Annotated in this window: 12 protein-coding genes and 1 pseudogene; 2 read left to right on the forward strand and 11 right to left on the reverse strand. The window is 69.6% G+C overall.

Annotated elements, in window-relative coordinates; all coding sequences use genetic code 11:
- Window positions 1-21: 21 nt before the first annotated feature.
- Window positions 22-2,358, reverse strand: coding sequence for a prolyl oligopeptidase family serine peptidase (locus ACE3OK_RS04265; RefSeq protein ID WP_374248317.1), 2,337 nt, complete (start codon window positions 2,356-2,358; stop codon window positions 22-24).
- Between the two features lie 158 nt (window positions 2,359-2,516).
- On the opposite strand from ACE3OK_RS04265, the gene ACE3OK_RS04270 reads away from it, so the two are divergent.
- Together ACE3OK_RS04270 and ACE3OK_RS04275 are read left to right on the forward strand one after the other, a co-directional pair.
- On the forward strand, window positions 2,517-2,786 hold the full coding sequence (locus ACE3OK_RS04270) for a YcgL domain-containing protein (RefSeq protein WP_374248318.1): 270 nt from the start codon (window positions 2,517-2,519) through the stop codon (window positions 2,784-2,786).
- Entirely contained in the window at window positions 2,779-6,114 is a 3,336-nt protein-coding gene (locus ACE3OK_RS04275) for an ankyrin repeat domain-containing protein (RefSeq protein ID WP_374248319.1), read from the forward strand. The genes ACE3OK_RS04270 and ACE3OK_RS04275 overlap by 8 nt, the downstream gene beginning before the upstream one ends.
- Window positions 6,115-6,129: 15 nt before the next feature.
- Here the strand turns inward: ACE3OK_RS04275 and ACE3OK_RS04280 are convergent, their stop codons facing one another.
- From ACE3OK_RS04280 to ACE3OK_RS04325, 10 genes and pseudogenes are all read right to left on the reverse strand, one after another.
- The gene (locus tag ACE3OK_RS04280) at window positions 6,130-7,932 is read right to left on the reverse strand and encodes a monovalent cation:proton antiporter-2 (CPA2) family protein (protein ID WP_374248320.1); all 1,803 of its coding nucleotides are present in this window, start codon (window positions 7,930-7,932) and stop codon (window positions 6,130-6,132) included.
- 71 nt (window positions 7,933-8,003) lie between these two features.
- On the reverse strand, window positions 8,004-8,663 hold the full coding sequence (locus ACE3OK_RS04285; protein WP_374248321.1) for a hypothetical protein: 660 nt from the start codon (window positions 8,661-8,663) through the stop codon (window positions 8,004-8,006).
- 54 nt (window positions 8,664-8,717) lie between these two features.
- Window positions 8,718-10,193 (reverse strand): FAD-dependent oxidoreductase, encoded by a 1,476-nt coding sequence (locus ACE3OK_RS04290; protein WP_374248322.1) that lies wholly within the window; start codon window positions 10,191-10,193, stop codon window positions 8,718-8,720.
- 160 nt (window positions 10,194-10,353) lie between these two features.
- A complete protein-coding gene (gene gltB / locus ACE3OK_RS04295) occupies window positions 10,354-14,811 on the reverse strand; it encodes a glutamate synthase large subunit (protein ID WP_374248323.1) in 4,458 nt (1,485 codons plus the stop codon).
- 177 nt (window positions 14,812-14,988) lie between these two features.
- A complete protein-coding gene (locus tag ACE3OK_RS04300; protein ID WP_374248324.1) occupies window positions 14,989-15,549 on the reverse strand; it encodes a Sua5/YciO/YrdC/YwlC family protein in 561 nt (186 codons plus the stop codon).
- 160 nt (window positions 15,550-15,709) lie between these two features.
- Window positions 15,710-18,196 (reverse strand): annotated as a pseudogene (locus ACE3OK_RS04305) (DNA topoisomerase I); the annotation flags it as partial.
- Between the two features lie 141 nt (window positions 18,197-18,337).
- A complete protein-coding gene (locus ACE3OK_RS04310; RefSeq protein ID WP_374248325.1) occupies window positions 18,338-19,510 on the reverse strand; it encodes an RDD family protein in 1,173 nt (390 codons plus the stop codon).
- Window positions 19,511-19,557: 47 nt separating this feature from the next.
- Window positions 19,558-20,049, reverse strand: coding sequence for a DUF494 family protein (locus ACE3OK_RS04315; RefSeq protein WP_374248326.1), 492 nt, complete (start codon window positions 20,047-20,049; stop codon window positions 19,558-19,560).
- Window positions 20,050-20,095: 46 nt separating this feature from the next.
- Window positions 20,096-21,238, reverse strand: coding sequence for a DNA-processing protein DprA (gene dprA, locus ACE3OK_RS04320; protein ID WP_374248327.1), 1,143 nt, complete (start codon window positions 21,236-21,238; stop codon window positions 20,096-20,098).
- Window positions 21,239-21,314: 76 nt separating this feature from the next.
- On the reverse strand, window positions 21,315-22,442 hold the full coding sequence (locus ACE3OK_RS04325) for a LysM peptidoglycan-binding domain-containing protein (protein ID WP_374248523.1): 1,128 nt from the start codon (window positions 22,440-22,442) through the stop codon (window positions 21,315-21,317).
- Window positions 22,443-22,457: the final 15 nt, after the last annotated feature.

A 22,457-nucleotide genomic window follows, 5' to 3' on the forward strand; every position in this document is an offset into this window, starting at 1 on the left:
CTGCAAGGACAGCGGAAGAATTCACGGTTTCAACACCCGCCCAAACAATTCGTGGATGCGCCGGTATTCGTCGTACCAGCTGTCGGGATGCGTGAACCCGTGCCGCTCCAGTGGATAAGGCGCCAGCTCCCACTTGTCCTTGCGCAGTTCGATCAGCTTCTGCGTCATCATCACCGAGTCCTTGAAGAACACGTTGTCGTCGATCATGCCGTGGGCGATCAGCAGGTGGTCTTGCAGGCCGGCGGCGAATTCGATCGGTGACGAACGCTGGTAGGCTTCGAGGTCGAGTTCCGGCGTGTTGAGGATGTTGGACGTGTATTCGTGGTTGTACTGCGACCAATCGGCCACCGGGCGCAGCGCGGCACCGGCCTTGAACACGCCGGGGGCCTTGAACAACGCCACGTAGGTCATGAAGCCGCCGTAGCTGCCGCCGTAGATGCCGGCGCGGTCGCGGTCGCCCTGCTTGTTGGCCACCAGCCAGTCCAGGCCGTCCAGGTAATCCTCCAGCTCGGGCTTGCCCATCCAGCGGTAGATCGCGGTGCGCCAGTCGCGGCCGTAGCCCTGGCTGGCGCGGTAGTCCAGGTCGAGGACGATGTAGCCCTCGTCCACCAGCAGGTTGTGGAACATCTGCTCGCGGAAGTAGTTCGGATAGCGCGCGGAGACGTTCTGCAGGTAGCCGGCGCCGTGCACGAACATCACCACCGGATACTTGCGGCCCGGCTCCATCTTCTCCGGGCCGTAGAACTTGCCCCAGAGGGTGCCGGCGCCGTGCCGGCTGGGCACCTGCACGAATTGCGGCTGCACCCACGTGTGCGCCTTGTAGGCGGGCGTGCGGGTGTCGGTGAGCTGGCGCGCGCGCCGGCCATCCACGTCCACCACCGACAGTTGCGGCGGCAGGTAGGCGGAGGAATGGCGCACCAGCAAGGCGGTGCCCTGCGGCGACAGCGAGAAATCCTCCACGCCGTCGAGCGCCGTGATTTCCTGCACGGCGTTGCGCTGCGCCGGGGTCTTGCAGACTTCGTAATCGATCGGTGCGGCGCGATTGCACAGGAAGTAGAAGGTGCTGCCGTCGCGGCTGACGCTGACTTGCGAGGTCTCCCACGGGCCATCGGTGAGCTGGGTCTGGCGGGTGCCGTCGAGCGTGTACAGGTGCGAGTAGCCGCTTTCCTCGGACAGGTACCACAGCGTCTTGCCGTCCGGCAGCCAGCCGTAGTCGTTGAACTCCCAGTTGATCCAGGCGGGGTCGTGCAGGCGATGCCGCGGTTGCAGGGTGGCGGCCGCCAGGTCGACGCTGGCGATCCAGCGGTCCTTGTTGTCCACCGCACGCAGCATCACCGCGGCGTTGTCGCCGCGCGTGTTCCACTGCAAACCGCCCACCTGCACGGCCCGGTTGCCGGTCTGCGCCGGCTTGCCGGCGGCCTTGCGCAGGGCGGCCAGCGGGTCGTCGGCGATGCCGGGCAGGCGGTCGAGCTTGAGTTCGGCGACGTTGCCGGTGGCCACCTCGGCCAGCCACAACCGCTGCGGCACGGGCGGGTTGCGGCCGACGCGGGTGCGCACGTCCTCGAATTCCTCGTAGCCGGACTCGGTGACGTAGGTCGGCAGCTTGCCGCCCTGGCCGCCATCGGCCCCCTTCTCGCTGGTCACCACCAGCAGCCAGCGCCCATCCGGCGACAGCGCGGAGTCGGCGATGTCCACGCCCTTGCCGATGTAGATCGGTGCCGGTGCGCGGGTGGGGTCGGCCTTGCGCATCGCCTCCATCTGCGCGCGATTGGCGTCGCGACGGGCGCGGTCATCGCGCAGGGTGGCGATCAGCCGCAACTGGCGGTCGCGCAGGTCATCGGCCCTGGGGGCGGCGCCGGGGGCGTCTTCGGTCTTGAGCTGGGCCGCCATGCCGACGCTGCGGCCGTCCCAGCGGTACCAGGCGTTGCCCTGCACCCACACCAGCCCGCCCTCGTGGCTCCATTGCAGGTGGCTGGCGGTGTCGTTGTCGCGGCTGAGCTGGATCAGCGCGCCGCTGCGCAGGTCGCGCACGAACACGTTGCCGCTGCGCACGAAGGCGCTGTGGCTGCCGTCGTCGGCGTACACCAGGTTGCCGGCTTCGATGTCGGCGCGGGCGGCATTGTCCAACGCCACCGGGGCGCTGCCATCCAGTGCCACCTGCCAGGTGTCGCGGTAGGTCTCGCCCGGATGTTTGACCAGGAACTGCACGGCCTTGCCATCCCAGCGCCACCAGCCGCCTTCCACCGGCGGGCCGATCCAGTCCGGGTCCGCCATCGCCTGGGCCAGGGTGATGGGTTCGGCGGCCTGCGCGCAGGACAGGGTGGCCAGCAGGGCGAAGGCAAGCGGGGCAAGGCGCATTCAGGGGCTTCTTCGGCGAAATGAAGGCGGCAGGGTAGCAGCCGGATGCGGGTGCGCTTGTGCCGAACGTCCCGCCTGGCGGCGCCGCTGTTTCGCCGCCGCGCGCTTTCCCGCACAATCCGTGATTGTTTCCGCACTTGTCGATTCCCCCGGATCGGATGCTCGCTTTCGTCTACAAGAGCCTGAAAAAGGCCGATACCTACGTCTATCTGGCCGCTCGCGACGACTTCGCGCGATTGCCGGAGCCATTGCGCGCGCAAATGGGCACGCTGCAATTCGTGCTGGAAGTCGCCCTGGTCCCCGGGCGCACGCTGGCCCGCGAGAACCCCGAGGTGGTGCGCAACAACCTCGCCACCCGTGGCTTCCACCTGCAATTCCCGCCCACCATCCTCGACCCGATGTGCGACGACTGGGGCACCGATGCCTGAGCGCGCGCGCGGCCTGGCTCTCTTCCTGCTGGGCGTCGGCCTGTCGTTGGCGGGCACCTGCGCGCTGGATGCGCGGCTGGTTCCGGTGGCCGCCTGGCTGGCGCAGGTGCCGCTGGCGCTGGGGCTGGCCCTGCTGCGCGGCAGCCGGTCCCGCCAGGGGCTGGGGGCCGATGCCGGCCGGCTGGCGCTGGCCTGGGGCGGCGCAGTGGTGGCCACGGCATTGCTGGTGGGCGGGCCACTGGCAGCGCTGCTTGCAGCCCCTTCGCTGGCGCGTGCGTTGCTGGCCAGCGGGCTGGCCGGGGCGCTGCTGGTGCTGCTGTGGTGGCAATGGCCGAGCTGGCATGCGCTGGCGCGCCTGGGGGGCCCGGCAAGGGCACGCCAGGCCGCGCAGCGCACGCTGCCGCGCGCGGCCTGGCGCGGCCTGTTGCAGGTTGCGCTGCCGGTGTTCTGCATGCTGCTGGGGGCGTTGGCGTTGGCCTGGCCGGGGCTGCTGGCAGGCACGCCACGGCTGCTGGCCACCGCGGCCTGGGTCCTGCTGCTGCCGCTGCTGCATGCGGTGCTGCAATCGGCTTCCACCATCGCCGTTGCCCATGGCCTGCCGGTGGTGGAAATGGCCGGCGGCGTGCCGCCCGTGGCGGTGGCCACCGCGGAGATCGCCGATGCCGACACGGCCGACGCACCAACCCGCAGCGATCCGGGCAACGATCCCGCCGTCGCTGCCACCACCCTGGCGCGCGAGCTGTATGCCGCCGCACGCGCCGGGCGGGTGGAGCAGGCCCTGCAATGGCTGGCCGAGGGTGCCGACCCGCATGCCGCGCCGGAACCCAACGCCCGTGACCGCCGCAGCCTGCCGGTGCTGGCGGCGGTGCTGCCGGACTTGCGCCTGTTGCGGGCGCTGATCGAGCGCGGGGTGGACGTCAACGCGATGCAATCGGGCATGACCCCGCTGCTGGCCGCCACGCGCGACAGCTGGCACGGTCGCCCGGAAGCGGTGATGACCCTGCTGGCCAACGGTGCCGACCCGCGCCTGGCCGATGCCGACGGCAATACCCCGCTGCACCACGCCGCCCGCAGTTCCGACCCGGCGGTGGCCGCCCTGCTGCGCGATGCCGCCGCCGATATCGAAGCCCGCAACCTGGAGGGCGTCACCCCACTGGGCAGCGCCTGTGCAGTCGGCAACTGGCGGCTGGCGCGCTTCCTGCTGGAGCGCGGGGCCCGCCCGGAACCGGCCGACGGCCGCCCGGCCCTGCTGTGTGCCGCCGCCAGCGAGGAAGACGATGCCGCCGGCGTGCAGCTGCTGCTGCGCCACAAGGCGCGGGTGAATGCCACCGACAACCGTGGCCGCAGCGCCCTGCACGAAGCCGCACTGGCCGGCCACACCGGGATTGCCGACACCTTGCTGGTCGCCGGCGCCGACGTGCAGGCCTGCGACGCTGCCGGCCGCTCACCGTTGCTGGAGGCAGCGCGGGCCGGCGCAACGGCGATGGTGGACATCCTGCTGGCCGCCGGTGCCGATCTGCACGCCCGCGATGCCAGCGGTGCCAACGCGCTGCACCTGGCCTGCGCCGCCGAGGTGCCCGCGCCCGAACTGGTGCAGCACCTGCTGCAACGCGGCCTCGACCCGCAGGCCGTGGATGCCGCCGGCCGCAGCGCACTGGACACCGCCCGCCAGGCCGGCCACTGGTCGCTGCTGGCGTGGCTGGATCCGCGTGCCGACCCTGCCGCCGTGCCGGACGCGGATGAGCGCCCGCCATCGCTGCTGCTGCGCGAACGCCTGCTGGCCGGCGCGCGTGGCCTGCCACTGGACGAATTGCTGGCGGACATCACCCGCGCCGACCTCGACCAATTGCTGTGCGATGCCGAAGTGGCCGCCGATCCCGCCCGCAGCGACTGGCTGCTGCGCCACGGCGCCCACCCCGATGCCCGTTGCGTCGGCCTGCCGACGCCACTGGACGCCGCGCTGGATCTGGGTGCGGGTGGCATTCCGCAACTGCGGTCGTTGTTCGCAGCCGGGGCCAACCCCGCCGGGGCCGGCGGGCTGGCCCGCTTCCTCACCGCCTGCCTCGCGGCGGGCGGGGAGGGGGCTGGTGCGGTGGCCGCACCGGATTTTGCGCTGGAATTGCTGGCACGCGGTGCCGACCCCTTCGGCCCCGGCCCCGGCGGCGAAGCGCCATTGCTGCTGGCGGTGCGCCTGGGGTGGCTGCCGCTGCTGCAACAGCTGCTGGCCCACGGCGCCGACCCCAACGCCTGCGACAGCCACGGCAACACCGCCCTGCACCTGGCCACCCACCATGGCCAGCTGGAGGCGTTGCGGCTGCTGGTGGCACGGGGCGCGGTCCCCGACCGGCGCGCCGCCGACGGCCAGACCCCATTGGGCATTGCCCTGGCCTGTGGTCGCCGCGACCTGGCCGACTGGCTGAACTGGCGCGGCTGGCGCCTGCCGCAACGGCCGCTGCTGCCCACCGACGTGCCGGCCGCGGCCATCGTCGGCGACCTTGATGCGGTACGCCGCCTGCTGGAACTGGGCTTCCCGGTGGACGCCACCGACAGCCAGGGCTGCACCGCCCTGCTGCGTGCCGCCGGTGGCGGCCATCGCGGCCTGGTCCAGCATCTGCTGGCGCAGGGCGCCAACCCCGGGCTGGCCGCCCGCAGTGGTGCCACGGCGCTGTCGGCGGCGGTCAGCATGCGCCACCTGGACATCGTGGAGCGCCTGCTGGAGGCCGGCTGCGGGCTGGAACAACGCCTGCCCGGCGAGGTCACGGTGCTGATGCTGGCCGCCGCACTGGGCCTGCCGGAACTGGTGGCGCGCCTGCTGCAGGCCGGTGCCGACCTGCACGCCCGCGATGCGCAGGGCCTCACCCCGCTGCATTGCGCGGCGCTGTACGGGTTCACCGCCCGCGAACGCCCGCGCCTGCTGGCGCTGCTGGATGCGCTGCTGCTGGCCGGTGCCGACCCGCAGTGCGCGGCAGCCAACGGCACCACCCCGCTGCTGCTGCTGCTGGGCGCGCGCGCCGAGCCCGGCACCCCCGCCAGCGAGGATGTGCTGCTGGGCGCGCTGGAACGATTGCTGGATGAAGAGGTGGCGCTGGATGCACGCGATGCGCGCGGCTACGGCCCGCTGCACCTGGCCGCACTGCACGGCCTGTTGCGGGTCACCCAGGCATTGCTGCGCGCCGGGGCCGACCCCACCCAGCGCGACGGCAACGGCCGCACCCCGCACGACATCGCGCTGCTGCGGGGCTACATGGAAGTGGCGGCGGAGCTGGCGCATCCCAGCCTGTCCACGCCCGGCAGCGGCGTCTCGATGGCGCGTTTCCTGCGCGAGTAGACCGGCGCGCCGCGGCTACGGTGCCGGCGGCGTGGCCCGCAGCGCGGCATGCTCGTCGGCGTCGGCCTCGAACAACGCATCCAGTTCCCGCCGCGCATCGCGGGTGGTTTGCAGCAGGGCATCCTCGTCGTCCTGCAACATGCGTTGCGACTCCAGCAGGGCTTCGTCCCACTCCCGGAAGCGCTGCGCGCGATCCTGCGCATGCTCCGGCGCCATGCCCAGCGCCACCAGCACCTCGCGCCCCATTTCCAGACTGCTGCCGTAGGTCTCGCGCAGTGCCCGCGCGCCCAGATCCACCAATTGCCAGGCATGGCGACGGTCGCGCGCGCGGGCGAACACCAGCGCCTGCGGGTAGTGCTTGCGCACCAACCGCACCATCCGCAAGCTGGCCTCGACACCGTTGATGGCGACCACGAAGACCTTGATCCGCGCCGCACCGGCCGAGCGCAGCAGCGCCAGCCGGGTGGGGTCGCCGTAGTAGATCTGGTCGGTGCTCATCCGCCGCGACAGGTTGACCTGTTCGATGTCGGGATCGATGGCGATGTAGGGAATGCCCTGCGCGCGCAGCAGGCGCGCCACGATCTGGCCGAAACGGCCGAAGCCGGCCACCAGCACCTGCGGGTGGCCGGCTTCCGGAATCGCATCGTACTCGTGCGTCTCGCTGGCATGCTTGTCCGCCAGCAGCTTGCCGGCCAGCATCAGCAACAACGGGGTCAGCGCCATCGACAAGCCGACCACGGCGGCCAGGCGGTCGCGGGTGACGGCATCCAGCAGCCGCGCCTTGCCGGCTTCGGCAAACACCACGAACGCGAATTCCCCACCCAGCGCCAGCACCCCCGACATCAGCCAGGCACCGCGTGCGGCCAGCCGCCCCGGACGCAACCCCAGCGCGAACAGCAGCAACGACTTCACCAGCAGCAAGGTGACCACCCCGGCGGCCACCAGCAGCGGCTCGGCGAGGATCCGCTGCACGTTGATACCCATGCCCACGGCCATGAAGAACAACCCCAGCAGCAAGCCTTCGAACGGCTTGATCTGTGCTTCCAGCTCGTGCCGGTATTCGGATTCGGCCAGCAACACCCCGGCCAGGAACGCACCCAGGCCCGCGCTCAATCCGGCCCATTGCATCAGCCACGCGCTGCCCAGCACCACCAGCAGCGCCGCGCCGGTGAACACTTCCGGCAGATCGGTGCGGGCGATCACCCGGAACAGGCGGCGCAACAGGTAGCGCCCCCCCACCACCAGCGCCGTGATCAGCGCCACCGCACGCAACACGTCGTCCCAGCCCAGGCCTGCGTCCTTGGCCTTGCCCAGCAACGGGATGGCCGCCAGCAGCGGGATCGCGGCAAGATCCTGGAACAGCAGGATGGCGAAGGCGAGGCGGCCGTGCTCGCTGGCCAGCTCCTTGCGTTCGGCCAGCAGTTGCAGACCCACCGCCGTGGACGACAACGCCAGCCCCAGGCCCACCACCAGCGCCGCCCTCCACGCCAGCCCGCCCAGCAGCGCCAGCGCGCCCAGCACCGCGCCCGACAGCAGCACCTGCAGGCCGCCGACCAGGAAGATCGGCTTGCGCATCACCTTCAGGCGCGGCAGCGACAATTCCAGCCCGATCACGAACAGCAGCATCACCACGCCGATTTCACTGGCCGCCAGCACCCGCCCGGGGTCGCCAACCAAGGCCAGCGCATGCGGCCCCAGCAACACCCCGGTGGCCAGATAGGCCAGCACCGCCCCCAGTCCGATTTTCTTGAACACCGGCACCGCCAGCACCGCGGCCAGCAGGAACACCAGCACCAATTCGAGACCACCGCTATCCATCTACGCCATGCACTCCGTCGATTCCCGCATCCCGTCCTCGCCCGCATGCCGCCGGCATCCGCGCGGCCAGCTTACGGCACCGCTGCAGGGGGCGGCACCTCGGTGGCGCACCGGCTGGCCTTGATGGTCGCCGCGATGGCGGCATGGGCGGCATCGCGCGCCGGCAGGTCGTGCGCGTCGGCATAGCGGCGCTTGAAGTCGGCTTCGTCCAGCCGTCGGTACCACGCCGTGCACAACTGCGCGGCCGGCACTTCGGTGCAGGTGTCCTGCTTCACCTCGCAGGCGGCACTCAGCTCGCCGCCGGCACTGCCGTCCAGGCCCACCACCTGCAACGGCACGCAGCGGGAAGGCGGGGTGGCGGTGTCGCCATCGTAGGTCGCGCCGTCCCAGGTGCGGCACTGGTACAGCGGGGGCGGCGGGGGCAGCCCGGCGGCCTCCACGGCCGGTCGGCGGCGCGCGGCCGGGCCACTGACCAGCACGAATTCACCGTATTGCGGCGGTGCCGCGGGCGGAGTGTCCTGCACGGGCTTCCTGGCCGGTGCCGGCGCGGTCTGCACGGTGCCGACGCGGCGGACTTCCTGCTTCATGCCGGCCGCGCAGGGCACGCCGTTCTGCATCGACACCTGGCCCTTGGCATCGGTGCATTTGTAGAAGACGGTGTCCTGCGCCCACGCCGCCAGCGGCATGCACAGGAGCAACGGGACGACGGCAAGGGGAACGGCGACGCGCATGCCCCCATCTTGGCGCGTCGGCGCGCGCGGCGGAACCCCGCGCCGCGCGCACTTTCAGGCGGCCGTCAGCGCCAGCGGGATCGCCCTGGCGCCGCGCAGCATGCGCGCGATGCTGGCCGCGGCATCGCGGCCTTCCTGCACGGCGGTCACCACCAGGTCGGCGCCGCGCACGCAGTCGCCGCCGGCAAACAGCGCGTCATGCGCGGTCTGGTAAGGCAGCCGGCCGTTGCCGCCCACCATCAGCCGACTGTTGGCCTGCGCCTGCACCCCCAGCGCTTCCAGCCACCGTGGCGCACGCGGGCTGAAGCCGAAGGCGATGATGACGACGTCGGCATCCAATAGCGACTCGCTGCCGTTGATCGCCTCGGCGCTGCGGCGGCCATTGCCATCGGGCGCGCCCAGCCGGGTTTCCACCATCCGCACCCCGCGCACCTGCCCGTCACCGACGATCTCCAGCGGCTGGCGGTTGAACAGGAACTGCACGCCTTCCTCGCGCGCATTCGCCACCTCGCGCGCGGAGCCGGGCATGTTGGCCTCGTCGCGACGGTAGGCGCAGGTCACGCTGGCCGCGCCGAGGCGGACCGCCGAGCGCACGCAGTCCATGCCGGTATCGCCGCCGCCCAGCACCACCACGCGCTTGCCGCGCAACTCGGGCAGCACGAGTTGGTCTTCCCAGCCGGCAATCGGGCGGCCCTGCGGATCGTGGCCGGTGACGATGCGGCCGTTCTGCACCAGGAACGGCAGCGCCGGCAGCACGCCCGGCAGCTCCTGCCCGGGCAGGCCGCCGTCGGTATAGCGATAGGCGCCGAGGCCGAGAAACACCGCATCGAACTCGGCCAGTAGCGCATCAATGCCGACATCGCGGCCCACGTCCACGCCAAGCCGGAAGCGCACGCCCATCCCCTCCAGCACCGCGCGGCGGGTGGCGATCACCGCCTTGTCCAGCTTGAAGCTGGGGATGCCGAACTGCAGCAGGCCGCCGATCTGCTCGTAGCGGTCGAACACGGTGGCCTCGATGCCGCTGCGCGCCAGCCGGTCGGCGCAGGCCAGCCCCGCCGGCCCCGCGCCGATCACCGCCACCCGCTTGCCGGTGGGCTTCACCTTCGACAGGTCCGGCCGCCAGCCCTGCGCGAAGGCGGTATCGACGATGTACTTCTCCACCGCGCCGATGGTGACCGCGCCGAACCCGTCGTTGAGCGTGCACGCGCCTTCGCACAACCGGTCCTGCGGGCACACGCGCCCGCACATCTCCGGCAGCGGGTTGGTTTCGTGGCAGAGCGCCGCCGCCTCGACGATGCGGCCTTCCTGCACCAGCTGCAGCCAGTCGGGGATGTAGTTGTGGACGGGGCATTTGGCTTCGCAATAGGGATTGCCGCAGTCCAGGCAGCGCCCGGCCTGGTGCGCGGCCTCGGCTTGCCCGAAACGCCCGTAGAGCTCGTCGAAACTGCCGGCGACGCGCTCGGACAGCGGCACCTTGGCCGGCATCTCGCGCGGGGCGTCGAGGAACTGGAAGAGTTGCTTCTTGCTCATTGGCTGTCTCGGTAAACAACGCAAGCGGGGGCTTTTGCTTTTGCTCGTCATTCCCGCGAAGGCGGGAATCCAGGGACTTTGCTGTTGTCTCTATCGCAGGGAGCCAACGTCCATGGATTCCCACCTTCGCGGGAATGACGACCCTTGAGTCGAAGGCCCTTCATGCCGCTCTCCGCAATTCATTCGCCAGCGCTTCCAGGCTCGCCGCCTTCGGCTTGACCAGCCAGAACTTGCCGACGAAGTCGCGGAAGTCGTCGCGGATGCGCGCGCTCCAGGCGCTGCCGGTCAACCGCGCGTGCGCCTCGAGCAGGTCGGTGAGGTGCTGGCGGTAGCCGTCCAGGCCTTCCGGGGTGATCCGCGAGATATCGACCAGCTCGTGGTTGTAGCGATCGACGAAATCGCGCTCCAGGTCCAGCACATAGGCCAGCCCGCCGGTAAAGCCCGCGCCGAAGTTCAGCCCGGTGCGGCCCAGCACCACCACCGCGCCGCCGGTCATGTATTCGCAGCAGTGGTCGCCCGCGCCCTCGATGACCGCGGTGGCACCGGAGTTGCGCACCGCGAAGCGTTCCCCGGCGCGGCCCGCCGCGAACAGCTCGCCGCCGGTGGCGCCGTACAGGCAGGTGTTGCCGAGGATCGGCGCGTCCTGCGAGGCGAAGCGGCTGCCGGCCGGCGGCTGCAGCACGATGCGGCCGCCGGCCATGCCCTTGCCGACATAGTCGTTGGCTTCGCCCTGCAGGTACAGGTGCAGGCCGCCGGCGTTGAACGCACCGAAACTCTGGCCGGCGCTGCCGCTCAGGCGCACGTCGATGGGCACGGCGCTCATGCCGGTATCGCCATGGACGCGGGCGATGCGGCCGGAAAGGCGCGCGCCGATGCTGCGGTCGGTGTTGCGGATGGTGCCGACGAAGCCGCCGCCCGCTCCGCGCTCGATGGCCTCCGCCAATGCCGCATCCAGCTGCGCGGCCAGGCCGTCCGGCGGCGCCTGCAGCGCCGGCGATCCGCAGTAGGCGGCTGCCTGCGCCGGATCGCGCGCCAGCAGCCGCGACAGGTCCACGTCGACATCCTCGCGGGTCGCGCGCAGGTGCTGTTCCAGCAGGTCGGTGCGGCCGATCGCCTCGTCCAGCGTGCGCAGGCCCAGCAGGGCCAGCCATTCGCGCACGTCCTCGGCGACGTTGCGGAAGTAGCATTCGACGCGCTCGGGCAGGCCCTTGAAATGGTCGCGGCGCAAGCGCTCGTCCTGCGTGGCCATGCCGGTGGCGCAGTTGTTGAGGTGGCAGATGCGCAGGTACTTGCATCCCAGCACGATCATCGGCGCGGTGCCGAAGCCGAAGCTGTCCGCGCCCAGCAGCGCCGCCTTGATCACGTCCAGCCCGGTCTTCAGGCCGCCGTCGGTCTGCAGCAGCACGCGCCCGCGCAGTTCGTTGGCCTGCAATGCCTGCCGCGCTTCGGACAGGCCCAGCTCCCACGGCACGCCGGCATAGCGCACCGAGCCGATCGGGCTGGCGCCGGTGCCACCGTCGTGGCCGGCAATGGTGATGAGGTCGGCACCGGTCTTGGCCACGCCCGCAGCAATGGTGCCGACGCCGGCATGGCTGACCAGCTTCACCGAGATCAGCGCCTCCGGATTGACCTGGCGCAGGTCGAAGATCAGCTGGGCAAGGTCCTCGATCGAATAGATGTCATGGTGCGGCGGCGGCGAGATCAGGCCGATGCCGGGCTTGGCGTGGCGCAGCCGCGCGATCAGCGGGTTGACCTTGCTGCCCGGCAGCTGGCCGCCCTCGCCGGGCTTGGCGCCCTGCGCCAGCTTGATCTGCAGCACCTCGGCATGGATCAGGTAGTCCGGCGTCACCCCGAAGCGGCCGGAGGCGATCTGGCGGATCTTGCTGCGCCGGTCGGTGCCGTTGCGCGCCGGGTCTTCGCCGCCTTCGCCGGAGTTGCTGCGCCCGCCGAGGCGGTTCATCGCGATGGCCAGCGCTTCGTGCGCTTCCGGCGACAGCGCGCCCAGGCTCATCGCCGCGCTGTCGAAGCGGCGCACGATGGAGGCCACCGGCTCCACCTCCGACAGCGGCAGCGGGGTCGCGGCGGTTTTCAGCCGCAGCAGGTCGCGCAGCGCCGCCGGCGGGCGCGTGTCGACATGGGCGGCGCAGGTTTTCCAATCGGCGCGATCGCCGGTCAGCACCGCGTGCTGCAGCGACTGCACCACCCCCGGGTTGTACTGGTGGTATTCGCCGCCGTGGACGTAGTGCAGCAACCCGCCCAGCTCCGGCAGCGCGTCGTCGTCCCAGCCGTGCGCGGCAAGCTGGCGCGCGTCCGCTTCCAGCCGGGTGAAGCCGGCACCGCCGATCCGCGAGGGCGTGCCGTCGAAGCAGCGCGCCACCACCTCGTCGGCCAGCCCGACGATCTCGAACAGGCCGGCGCCGCGATAACTGGCAATACTGCCGATGCCCATCTTCGAGAGGATCTTCAGCAGCCCCTTCTTCACCCCGCGGCGGTAGCTGCGGCCGATCTGCTGCGGCTCGGCGGCGGTCTTGCCGCCCAGCACGCCGCGCCGGCCCAGCGCGTGCAGGGTCTGGTAGGCGAGATAGGGATAGACCGCGGTGGCGCCAAAACCAATGAGGCAGGCGAAATGGTGCGGGTCGCGCGCGGTGCCGGTTTCCACGATCAGGTTGGCGTCGCAGCGCAGGCCGGCGCGGACCAGGTGCTGGTGGACCGCACCGGTAGCCAGCAGCGCGTGCACGGCGGCCGCACCGCGGCGCGGGCGGCGGTCGGACAGCACCAGCAGTTCGTCGCCGGCACGCACCGCGTCCTCTGCCTCGGCGCAGATGCGGTCCAGCGCCTGCGCCAGCGTGGTGCCGTCATCGAAATACAGGTCGATGTAGCGGTAGCGGGCGGAGAAGCGCGGCAGGGCCAGCAGCTGGTGCAGCTTGCGCTGCGACAGCACCGGCGAATTGAGCAGCACGTGGTCGACGTTGTCCGGGCCGTCGTGGAACAGGTTGCCCTCGCGCCCGATCTGGGTGGACAGGGTCATCACGCAGGCTTCGCGCAGCGGGTCGATCGGCGGGTTGGTGACCTGCGCGAAGGCTTGCCGGAAGCAGTCGTACAGCGGCCGCACGCGCTGGCTGAGCGCCGCCATCGGGATGTCGTCGCCCATCGAACCGATGGCTTCCTGCCCGGTTTCCACCAGCGGCCGCAGCACCCGCTCCTGTTCCTCGCGGGTGAGCTGGAACAGTTTCTGGAAGCCAAGCACGGTGGCGTCGTCGAACGGCACGTCGCACAGCGCCGGATCGATCAGTTCGGTGTGCAGGTAGGTCATGCCCTGCCGCAGCCACTGCTTGTACGGCGCGCGCGCGCGGTTGAGCGCGTCGATGGCGTCGTTGTCCAGCAGCCGGCCGGCGACCAGGTCGACTGCGATCATCTCGCCCGGCCCCAGCTTGCCCTTGGCCTGCACGCGCGCGGGGTCGATATCGAGCACACCCGCTTCGGAGGCGATGGCGAACACCCCGTCCGTGGTCAGCAGCCAGCGCGCCGGGCGCAGGCCGTTGCGGTCCAGCGTGCAGGCGGCGTGCCGGCCATCGCAGGTGACCACGCCGGCCGGGCCGTCCCACGGCTCGGAATTGATCGCGTAGTACTCGTAGAACGCCGACAGGTCGGCGTCCTTGTATTCCAGCGACTGGGTGGCCGGCGGCATCAGGATGCGCATCGCCTTGGGCAGGTCCATGCCACCCAGCAGCAGCCACTCCAGCGCATTGTCCAGCGACTGCGAATCGGAACCATGCATCGACACCACTTCGTCGATGCCGGCGAGGTCCAGCAGCTTCGATTTCCACACGCCCCTGCGCGCCTGCGCCCAGCGACGGTTGCCCTCGATGCTGTTGATCTCGCCGTTGTGGGCCAGCCGGCGGAACGGATGCGCCAGCGGCCAGCGCGGCTGGGTGTTGGTGGAGAAGCGCTGGTGGAACAGCACCGCGCGCGCCTCCAGCAGCGGATGCGCAAGATCCGGAAACAGCTGCCGCAGGTGCTTCGGCAGCACCATGCCCTTGTAGCCCAGCAGGCGCGTGGACAGGCTGACCACGTAGAAATCGGGCACCTCGCGCAGCACCTGCTCGGCGCGCTTGCGGGCCATGTACAGCGCGCGCTCGAACGCATCGGCATCGTCACCGTCGCTCTCCGCGAACACCTGCGCGATGCGCGGCAGCGAAGCGCGCGCGAGTTCGCCGCAGACCGACGGATCCACCGGCACGTCGCGCCAGCCGACCACGCGCAGGCCGGCGTTGCCGAGTTCGTGCATCAGCACCTCGCGGCAGCGCGCTGCGAGCGCCGCGTCCCGAGGCAGGAACACGTTGCCGACGGCGATGGGCCCGGCATGCAGCGCGATGCCGGCATCGTTCGCCAACGCACGCACGAACCCGTCGATGCCGTGCAGCAGCACGCCGCAGCCATCACCGGACAGGCCATCGGCCGCAACTCCGCCGCGATGCGCCATCCGCGACAGCGCTTCCAGCGCGCCATCGACGATCGCCCGCGAGGCCCCGCCCTCGACCTGCGCGATCAGGCCGAAACCACAGCTGTCATGTTCACTGGCAGGGTCGTACAGACCCCGAGTCGGGCTGCGCCGCATCGTAGTGTCCGAAGTGAAAGGTTTGGGGAACACGGCGCGTCATCCATCCTGAATTGACGCGGTGCACAATTCGACTAAAGCACACTTCCAGCGACGCAGCAAGAGTGCGGCGGAAATTATTTTTGGTTGCGCTTGCAACCGCCTGCGCCGCCAGCAAACGCAGGCCTGATGCGGGTTTCAGCGCAATGTCGTACCGCTGCGCGCATCGCGGATGGTGCTGGGCTGCGCGCGCCCCAGGGTTTCGCCATCGGTCACGGCATCGACGCCGGCCACGATGCGCGGATCGAGTTCCGCGCGCGTGCGCGGCGACGGCTCGCTGGCGATGTTGGCGCTGGTGGACACCAGCGCGCCGCCGAAACCGTCGCACAACGCGCGCACCAGCGGATGCGCGGTAACGCGCACGGCGATGCCGTCATGCGTACCGGTGATCCAGCGCGGCGCATCCTTCGACGCCGGCACGATCCAGGTGTTCGGCCCGGGCCAGCTCGCGCGCACCTCGGCCAACTGCGCGTCGGCGAGCGATGCGGCATCGATGAAGGGCGCGAGCTGCGCCTCGCTCGACGCGATCAGGATCAGCCCCTTGGCCACCTCACGCTGCTTGAGCGCCAGCAGGCGCAGCACCGCCGCCTCGTCGCGTGGATCGCATCCCAATCCCCACACGCCTTCGGTGGGGTAGGCGATGAGACCGCCGCTGCGGAGGGCGGCGAGGGCGGAAGCGAGGGAAGTCTGGAGATTCATGCGGGCATGTTCCCGCCATTCCCGCGAAGACGGAATGACGGCAGAAAGCTCAGAACGGCGCATCCTCGCGCGAAGGCTTCTTCACCACGCGCTTCTTGCCGGGTTCCACCTTGGCGGCGGTCAGCAATGGCTTGGCGGGCTCGAGATCGGACGAATACGGGCGCGCGGTGTTCTTCGCCGCCGCTTTCTTCACCGCCTTCTTCGTTGCCGTTTTCTTCGCCACGGCCTTCTTCGCCACGGCTTTCTTCACCGCTTTCTCGACGGGCACCTTCTTCACGGCGGCTTTTTTCGCGGTGGTTTTCTTCGCCGCCGCCTTCTTCGCGCCGAAGCCCTTGCGTGCAGGCTTGCCGGTTTCCTCAAGCAACTGCAGCGTCTCCTCCAGCGACAGCGAAGCCGGCTCGCGATCCTTGGGGATCTTGCCGTTGAGCTTGCCGTCGCTGATGTAGGGCCCGAAGCGGCCATTCAGCACCTGCACCTCGTGGCCCGGCCACGCCTTGATGACGCGGTTGCGCGCGATCTCTTCCTTCTCCTCGACCAGGAAGACCGCCCGCTCGAGGTCGATGGTGTAGGGATCATCCTCCTTCTTCAGCGAGGCATAGGTGCTGCCGCGCTTGGCGAACGGACCGAAGCGGCCGATGCCCACGCTCACCTCTTCGCCATTGTCGTCCACGCCGAGTTGGCGCGGCATCTCGAACAGCTTGAGTGCCTCGGCCAGGGTGAGGCTGTAGATGCTCTGGCCGGGGCGCAGCGAGGCGAAGCGCGGCTTCTCCTCGTCTTCCACGGTGCCGATCTGCACCAGCGGGCCGAAGCGCCCGATCCGCGCACTGACCGGCCTGCCGCTGGCCGGGTCGCTGCCCAGCACGCGCACGCTGCCGGCATCGGCCTTGTCCAGCGTGGCCTTCTTGTCGTCCACCAATTCCTTGAACGGCCCCCAGAATTTCTCCATCAACGGGATCCAGTTCTCCTCACCACGGCTCACCGCATCCAGCTCGTCCTCGAGATTGGCGGTGAAGTCGTAATCGACGTATTTGGTGAAGTGGTTGGACAGGAACTTGCTGACCGCGCGACCGATGTCGGTGGGCTTGAACGCGCGCCCTTCCAGCACCGCGTACTGCTTGCCCAGCAGGGTCTGGATGATCGAGGCATAGGTGGACGGCCGGCCGATGCCGTATTCCTCCAGCGCCTTCACCAGCGCCGCTTCGGTGAAGCGCGGCGGCGGCTGGGTGAAATGCTGGTCGGCGTGGATGCGGTCCAGTGGCACGCTCTGGCCGGGCTTCATCTGCGGCAGCTTGCGGCCTTCGTCCTCGTCCTCCTTGCCCTTGCCGTCCTTGCCTTCTTCGTAGACGGCGAGGAAGCCGGGCACCACCACGGTGGTGCCGCTGGCGCGGAAAACGTGCTCGCTGCCGGCGGCCAGCTCGACGCTGACGGTATTGAGCGTGGCCGGGATCATCTGGCAGGCCACCGCGCGCTTCCACACCAGCTCGTAGAGCTTGCGCTCGTCGTCGGTCAGATAGCGCGCCACTTGCGCCGGCGTGCGCAACGCCGAGGTCGGGCGCACGGCTTCATGCGCTTCCTGCGCGTTCTTGGATTTGGTCTGGTAGAAGTTGGGCTTGTCGGGCAACGCGCCGATGCCGAAATCGCGCGCGATCACGTCGCGGATTTCCGCCAGCGCGTCCTGCGACAGGTTCACCGAGTCGGTACGCATGTAGCTGATCAGGCCCACGCTGCCTTCGTCACCCAGCGGTACGCCTTCGTACAGCTTCTGCGCCACCTGCATGGTCTTGCGGGTGGTGAAGCCGAGCTTGCGCGCGGCTTCCTGCTGCAGGGTCGAGGTGGTGAACGGCGGCGCCGGGCGGCGCTTGCGCTCCTTGCTGGCGACGTCCGTCACATGCAGGCTGCCGGCGGCGGCCTGCTGGATCCGCAGCCGTGCGGCTTCCGCGGTCTTGCCGTCGGTCAGGCTGAACTCGAGCTTGGCGGTGTCGGCGGAAAACTTCTTGCCGTCGAGCTTGACCAGCTTGGCGGTGAACGGCTGCGACGGATGCGCGCATTCGGCGTCGATCGTCCAGTATTCGCTGGCCTTGAACACCTCGATCTCTTCCTCGCGCTCGACGATCATGCGCAGCGCCGGGCTCTGCACGCGGCCGGCCGACAGCCCGGCCTTGATCTTGCGCCACAGCACCGGCGACAGGTTGAAGCCCACCAGATAGTCCAGCGCGCGCCGCGCCTGCTGGGCATCGACCAGGTCGGAGGCGATGCCGCGCGGCTGGGTCATCGCCTCCTTGATTGCGCGCGGGGTGATTTCGGTGAACACCACCCGCTGCAGCGACTTGCCTTCCAGCAGCTTGCGCTCTTTCAGGATCTCGGCGATATGCCAGCTGATCGCCTCGCCTTCGCGGTCCGGGTCGGTGGCCAGATAGAGGTGGTCGGCGCTCTTGGCAGCCTTGGCGATCGCATCGACGTGCTTTTCGTTCTTGTCGATGGTCTCGTAGCGCATCGCGAAACCGTTGTCGGGATCGACCGCGCCCTCCTTGGGCACCAGGTCGCGGACGTGGCCGTAGCTGGCGAGAACGGTGAAGTCCTTGCCGAGGTATTTGTTGATCGTCTTGGCCTTGGCGGGCGACTCGACGATGAGCAGGTTCTTGGCCATGGCGGAGCGGGATTCCAGGGGTGCAGAAGGGCCGGCGCAGCGGCCGGTGAAGATGCCAACGCCCGGAGCAGGTGCCCCGGGCGCTATTTATAGTGGAATCACGGAAAGGGGCCGGCTGTCAAGCACGCGCTGCAATGGGGGTCAGTTCCGGCAGCCTGCGGGTTGCTGTGCGCCATCGAGGTCCGAACTGCATTTCCAATCCCCCCCGGGCGTGATTTCCCACCACAGCTTGTGGCCATCCAGCTTGGCGTCATTGAAGCCACCCAGCGTCACTTCCAGCCCGCAACCGCCGCCTTCGAATGCCCCGGCTTGTGCATGTGCAATGTGCATGGTTCCGGGCACGGCCCCGCCATCTTCGATGCCAACGGCCACATCATCGGCACATCGCTGTTCCTGCGCGTGATATGCCAGCGCCTTGTTGCGCAAGCTGGCGGTTTCGGCCACCACCTGGCCAATGCCGGCACGCTGCCTGTAGCTGTTGTAAGCCGGAAGCGCGATCGCCGCGAGGATGCCGATCACCGCGATGGCGATCATGAGCACGACCCCGGCAATGGCCACGATGGCGCAACCCCCCGGACCGCGCTGCTGGCGTTCCGGGAAGTCGGTGTAGGCCCAGCGATCCACCACCAGGGTGCTGGCCACCATGTCGTGCAGGGCCTGCTTGCGCGCGGTGAAGCCGGCCATGGCGAAGCCGATGTACATCGACAGATAGGACAGGCTGGCCGCGCACCAGCGGCCGATCGCGTGGCCCCATGTCAGCCGTCGGCCGTGCAGGTCGACTACCTTGATGCCGACCGCCCGTTTGCCGAGGGTGGCTTGCTGGCGCGAACTTTCCGATAACGTGTAGTACGCGGCGGCGGCCACGTAATAGAACAGCAGGATGCCGAAGTACCCGGCCACCAGCAGCGGCGAGGGGTGCTCGCTGTCCAGCGCGTCCATGTCCACCCAGCCGCCCACGGCGGCCGCGATGATCAGCACGAACACCAGCGCATAGAACGCCAAACTCAGGATCAGTTGGTCGATGAACAACGCCGCCCAGCGCCGCCAGAACCCGGCGTAGGCGATCTCGATGGAGGCCGGTTTGCCGATGCCGGGCACTTCGGGTGCCCGCGCGGGGATGGCGGGTGCGATCGGCGGCGGCGGCGGGACGAGCTCGGCGGCGAACTCGCGCAGCGGCGCCCATTGCGTCATCCCTTCCCGCCATACCAGCGTTTCCTGGTGGACCGCACCGCTGCGCAGCAACCCGGCCAATGCCTCGCTGGTGACCGGGCCCTGCTGCTGCAGGTTGGCATCGGCGTAATGCCAGTTCGTCATCGTCGCTCCTTGCGGTGGTCAGGTGGGCCCGGGTGAGCCGCGGGATTTCAATGCAGGGGTTCGGGATCGTCCAGGTACATCTGGGTTTCCATCCAGGCATAGGCAGCTTCGGCACCGGGCTGGCTGAACAGCACCATCAACACCACCCACTTCAGGTCGTCCAGGTCCAGCGTGTCCTGGTCCAGCGCCATCGCCCGGTCCAGCACCAGCTCGCGCTGGTCGGCATCCAGCACGCCCTGTTGTTCCAGATACAACAGGAAGCCACGCGCGCCCACGTCGAGCTTGTCCAGTTCGGCGCCGTGGAACACCCGGGTGGGCCCGCTGGCGCGCGCGCCGGCGGTGGACGGCCGTTGCCGGGACAGGGCATCCAGCCAGTCGAAGGCCTTGCGCACTTCGGCCTGCGAAAAGCCCGCGTCCGCCAGTTCGCCCATCAGCAAGTCGTCCTGGGTGGTCAGTACCACGTCGGAGACGGCCAGCTCGTCGCTGGCGAAATAATGCTCGAACAGATAGAGCAGGACGTCCAGGATGCTCTCTTTCATGTCCCTCGGCCCGCGCCCGGGGGCGCTGTGGAAGTCAACCGCTGTCTCAGCCACCGATCCGGTGATAGCGCCCGTGTTCGGCGGCCACCCGTCCTTCCAGCTCCAGCCACAGCAGCATGGACGACAGTTCGGCCACCGTCAATCCAGTGCGCTGCGCCAACGTATCCATACCCGTAGGGTCGTGACCCAGGGCTTGCCACAACCGGTGGTAGTCCGGCGAGGGGAACGCCGGCAGCGTGGCAGTACCGCCCGATGCCACGGCCACCGCCGCGGCGTCGTCTTCCAACACCCCGCGCAGGGCGTGGGCAAGTTCCAGCGCCAAGGGCGCCAGCTGTTCGGCGACCTCCGCCGGGGTTTCCACCAGGGTGGCACCCTCCCGCAGCAGCCGGTGGCAACCGCGCGCCATCGGGTTGTGGATCGAGCCGGGCAGGGCGAACACCTCGCGCCCGGCGTCGGCCGCGAGGCGGGCGGTGATCAGCGCACCCGACTGCAACGCCGCCTCCACCACCAGCGTGCCCAGGCTCAAGCCGGCGAGGATGCGGTTGCGGCTGGGGAAATGCGCGCGCAGCGGGGCGGTGCCTGGCGGGTGCTCGGACACCACCGCCCCCGCTGCCGCAACGCGCTCCAGCAGCAAGCGATGCCGCGCCGGATAAGCCACATCCGGCCCGGTACCCAGCACCGCCACGGTGGCGCCGCCGGCTTCCAGCGTGGCGGTGTGCGCGGCGGCATCGATCCCGGCAGCCAACCCGCTGCCGATGCACAGGCCGGCCGCCGCCAATGCCCGTGCAAACTGCGCGGCATTGGCGCAGCCCCCGGCGGTGGCGGTGCGGCTGCCGACGATGGCCACGGCGGGCTGCCACAGCAAGGCCGGGTTGCCGGCCACGAACAGCATTGCCGGGGGTGCCGACGTGCGGCGCAACAGCAATGGATAGCCGGGGTCCCGCCAGCCCAGCAGATGGTGGTTTGCGTCCTCCAGCCAGCGCAGGCTGCGCGCCATGGCAGCAGAGACGGGGCCGCGGATGGCACGGCAGGTGGCGGCATCGAGGCCGTGGCTGGCCCAGTCCCGCGGGCCGGCGGCCAGCGCGGTGCAGGCATCGCCATGGGTGTCCAGCAGACGCCGCAACGCAGACGCCGGGGCATCGGCGTGCAGCAAGCGGAGCAGGGCTTCGTGTTCAGGGCAGGCAGGCATGGGCCCAGCATCCCCCGGACACGACAACGGCGCCCTCGGGCGCCGCTGCGTTGTTGCGTCGGAAAACCCTGCAACCTCAGTAGGGCGCGTCCGGATGCTTGAGCTCGTAACCCACGCGGGCGGGTTTGACGCTGCTCATCACCAGCGCATAACTGACGTTGTCGAAGGTGCGGAACACCATGGCATGGCCGGCGAATTCGTCGGGCAGGCGCACCTTGTGTTCCGACAGGGTGAGGTCTTCATTGGCATCCAGACCATCCTTGGTTCGATCCGTGACCGAATTACCGCGCCGCCAGATCGAGAACACGGTGCCGTTGTCGATGCCTTCGCGGGCACCGCCGGAAATCGCGATCACGTCGTGGGTGCCGCCGAATTTGTAACCATCGGCCACCGCCATCACCGTCAGCCGGCCGTACTCGGCCTGCTGCTTGGGCGGATGCGGGAAGAATTGCAGGTCGTAGGGCTGCGCCTGCACCGGCAGCAACCGGTCGCCCACGCGCACGTCGTGGCCTTCGCTGTCCAGCAGCAGGGTGCTGGCCTGGATCCCGGCCACTTCACCACGGGTCACCGTGCCGGTGGTCTGGGTGATCAGCTCGTACCCCAGGAATTCGGTATTGCCGGTCGGGAATACCGCATTGCTCCACAGCGTGCCGTCATCCAGCCCATGGTGACCGCGCGCATCCAGATCCTGGCTCTGGAACAGGTCGCAGCACATTCCTGCACGCTCCAGCATGCGGTAGCGCTTTTCAGCACGCACCACCAGATAGCGCTGGCCCGGGGCTGCGCCTTCCAGCCCACGGATGTAGGCCACCTGGCCACGACTGGCACGCAGGCGGTTGTCTTCCAGACCCACCACGTAGGGCAGATTGTCGAGGCTGGAGACGATGCGCGAGTCCTTCAGGAACGGCTCGACCTCCGACAGCGGCACCGCATTGACCGGGCTTTCCTTGCGCTCGCCCGGCTGCACCGCCACGCGGTCCAGATAGGCCAGGCTGATCACGTCGCCCGGATAAATCAGGTGCGGATTCTTGATCTGCGGGTTGGCCTGCCAGATTTCCGGCCACAGCCACGGCTTCTTCAGGAAGCGCGCGGAAATGTCCCACAGGGTGTCGCCACGCTTGACCACGTAGCTGTCAGGATGGTCGCCGCGCAGCTCGGCGGCAGCGGCATAGGCAGCCACCGTCAGCAGGGCGGCGACAAGCATGGTGCGCAGCCCGCG

This window comes from Thermomonas sp., from assembly GCF_041905325.1.
Lineage (GTDB): Bacteria > Pseudomonadota > Gammaproteobacteria > Xanthomonadales > Xanthomonadaceae > Thermomonas.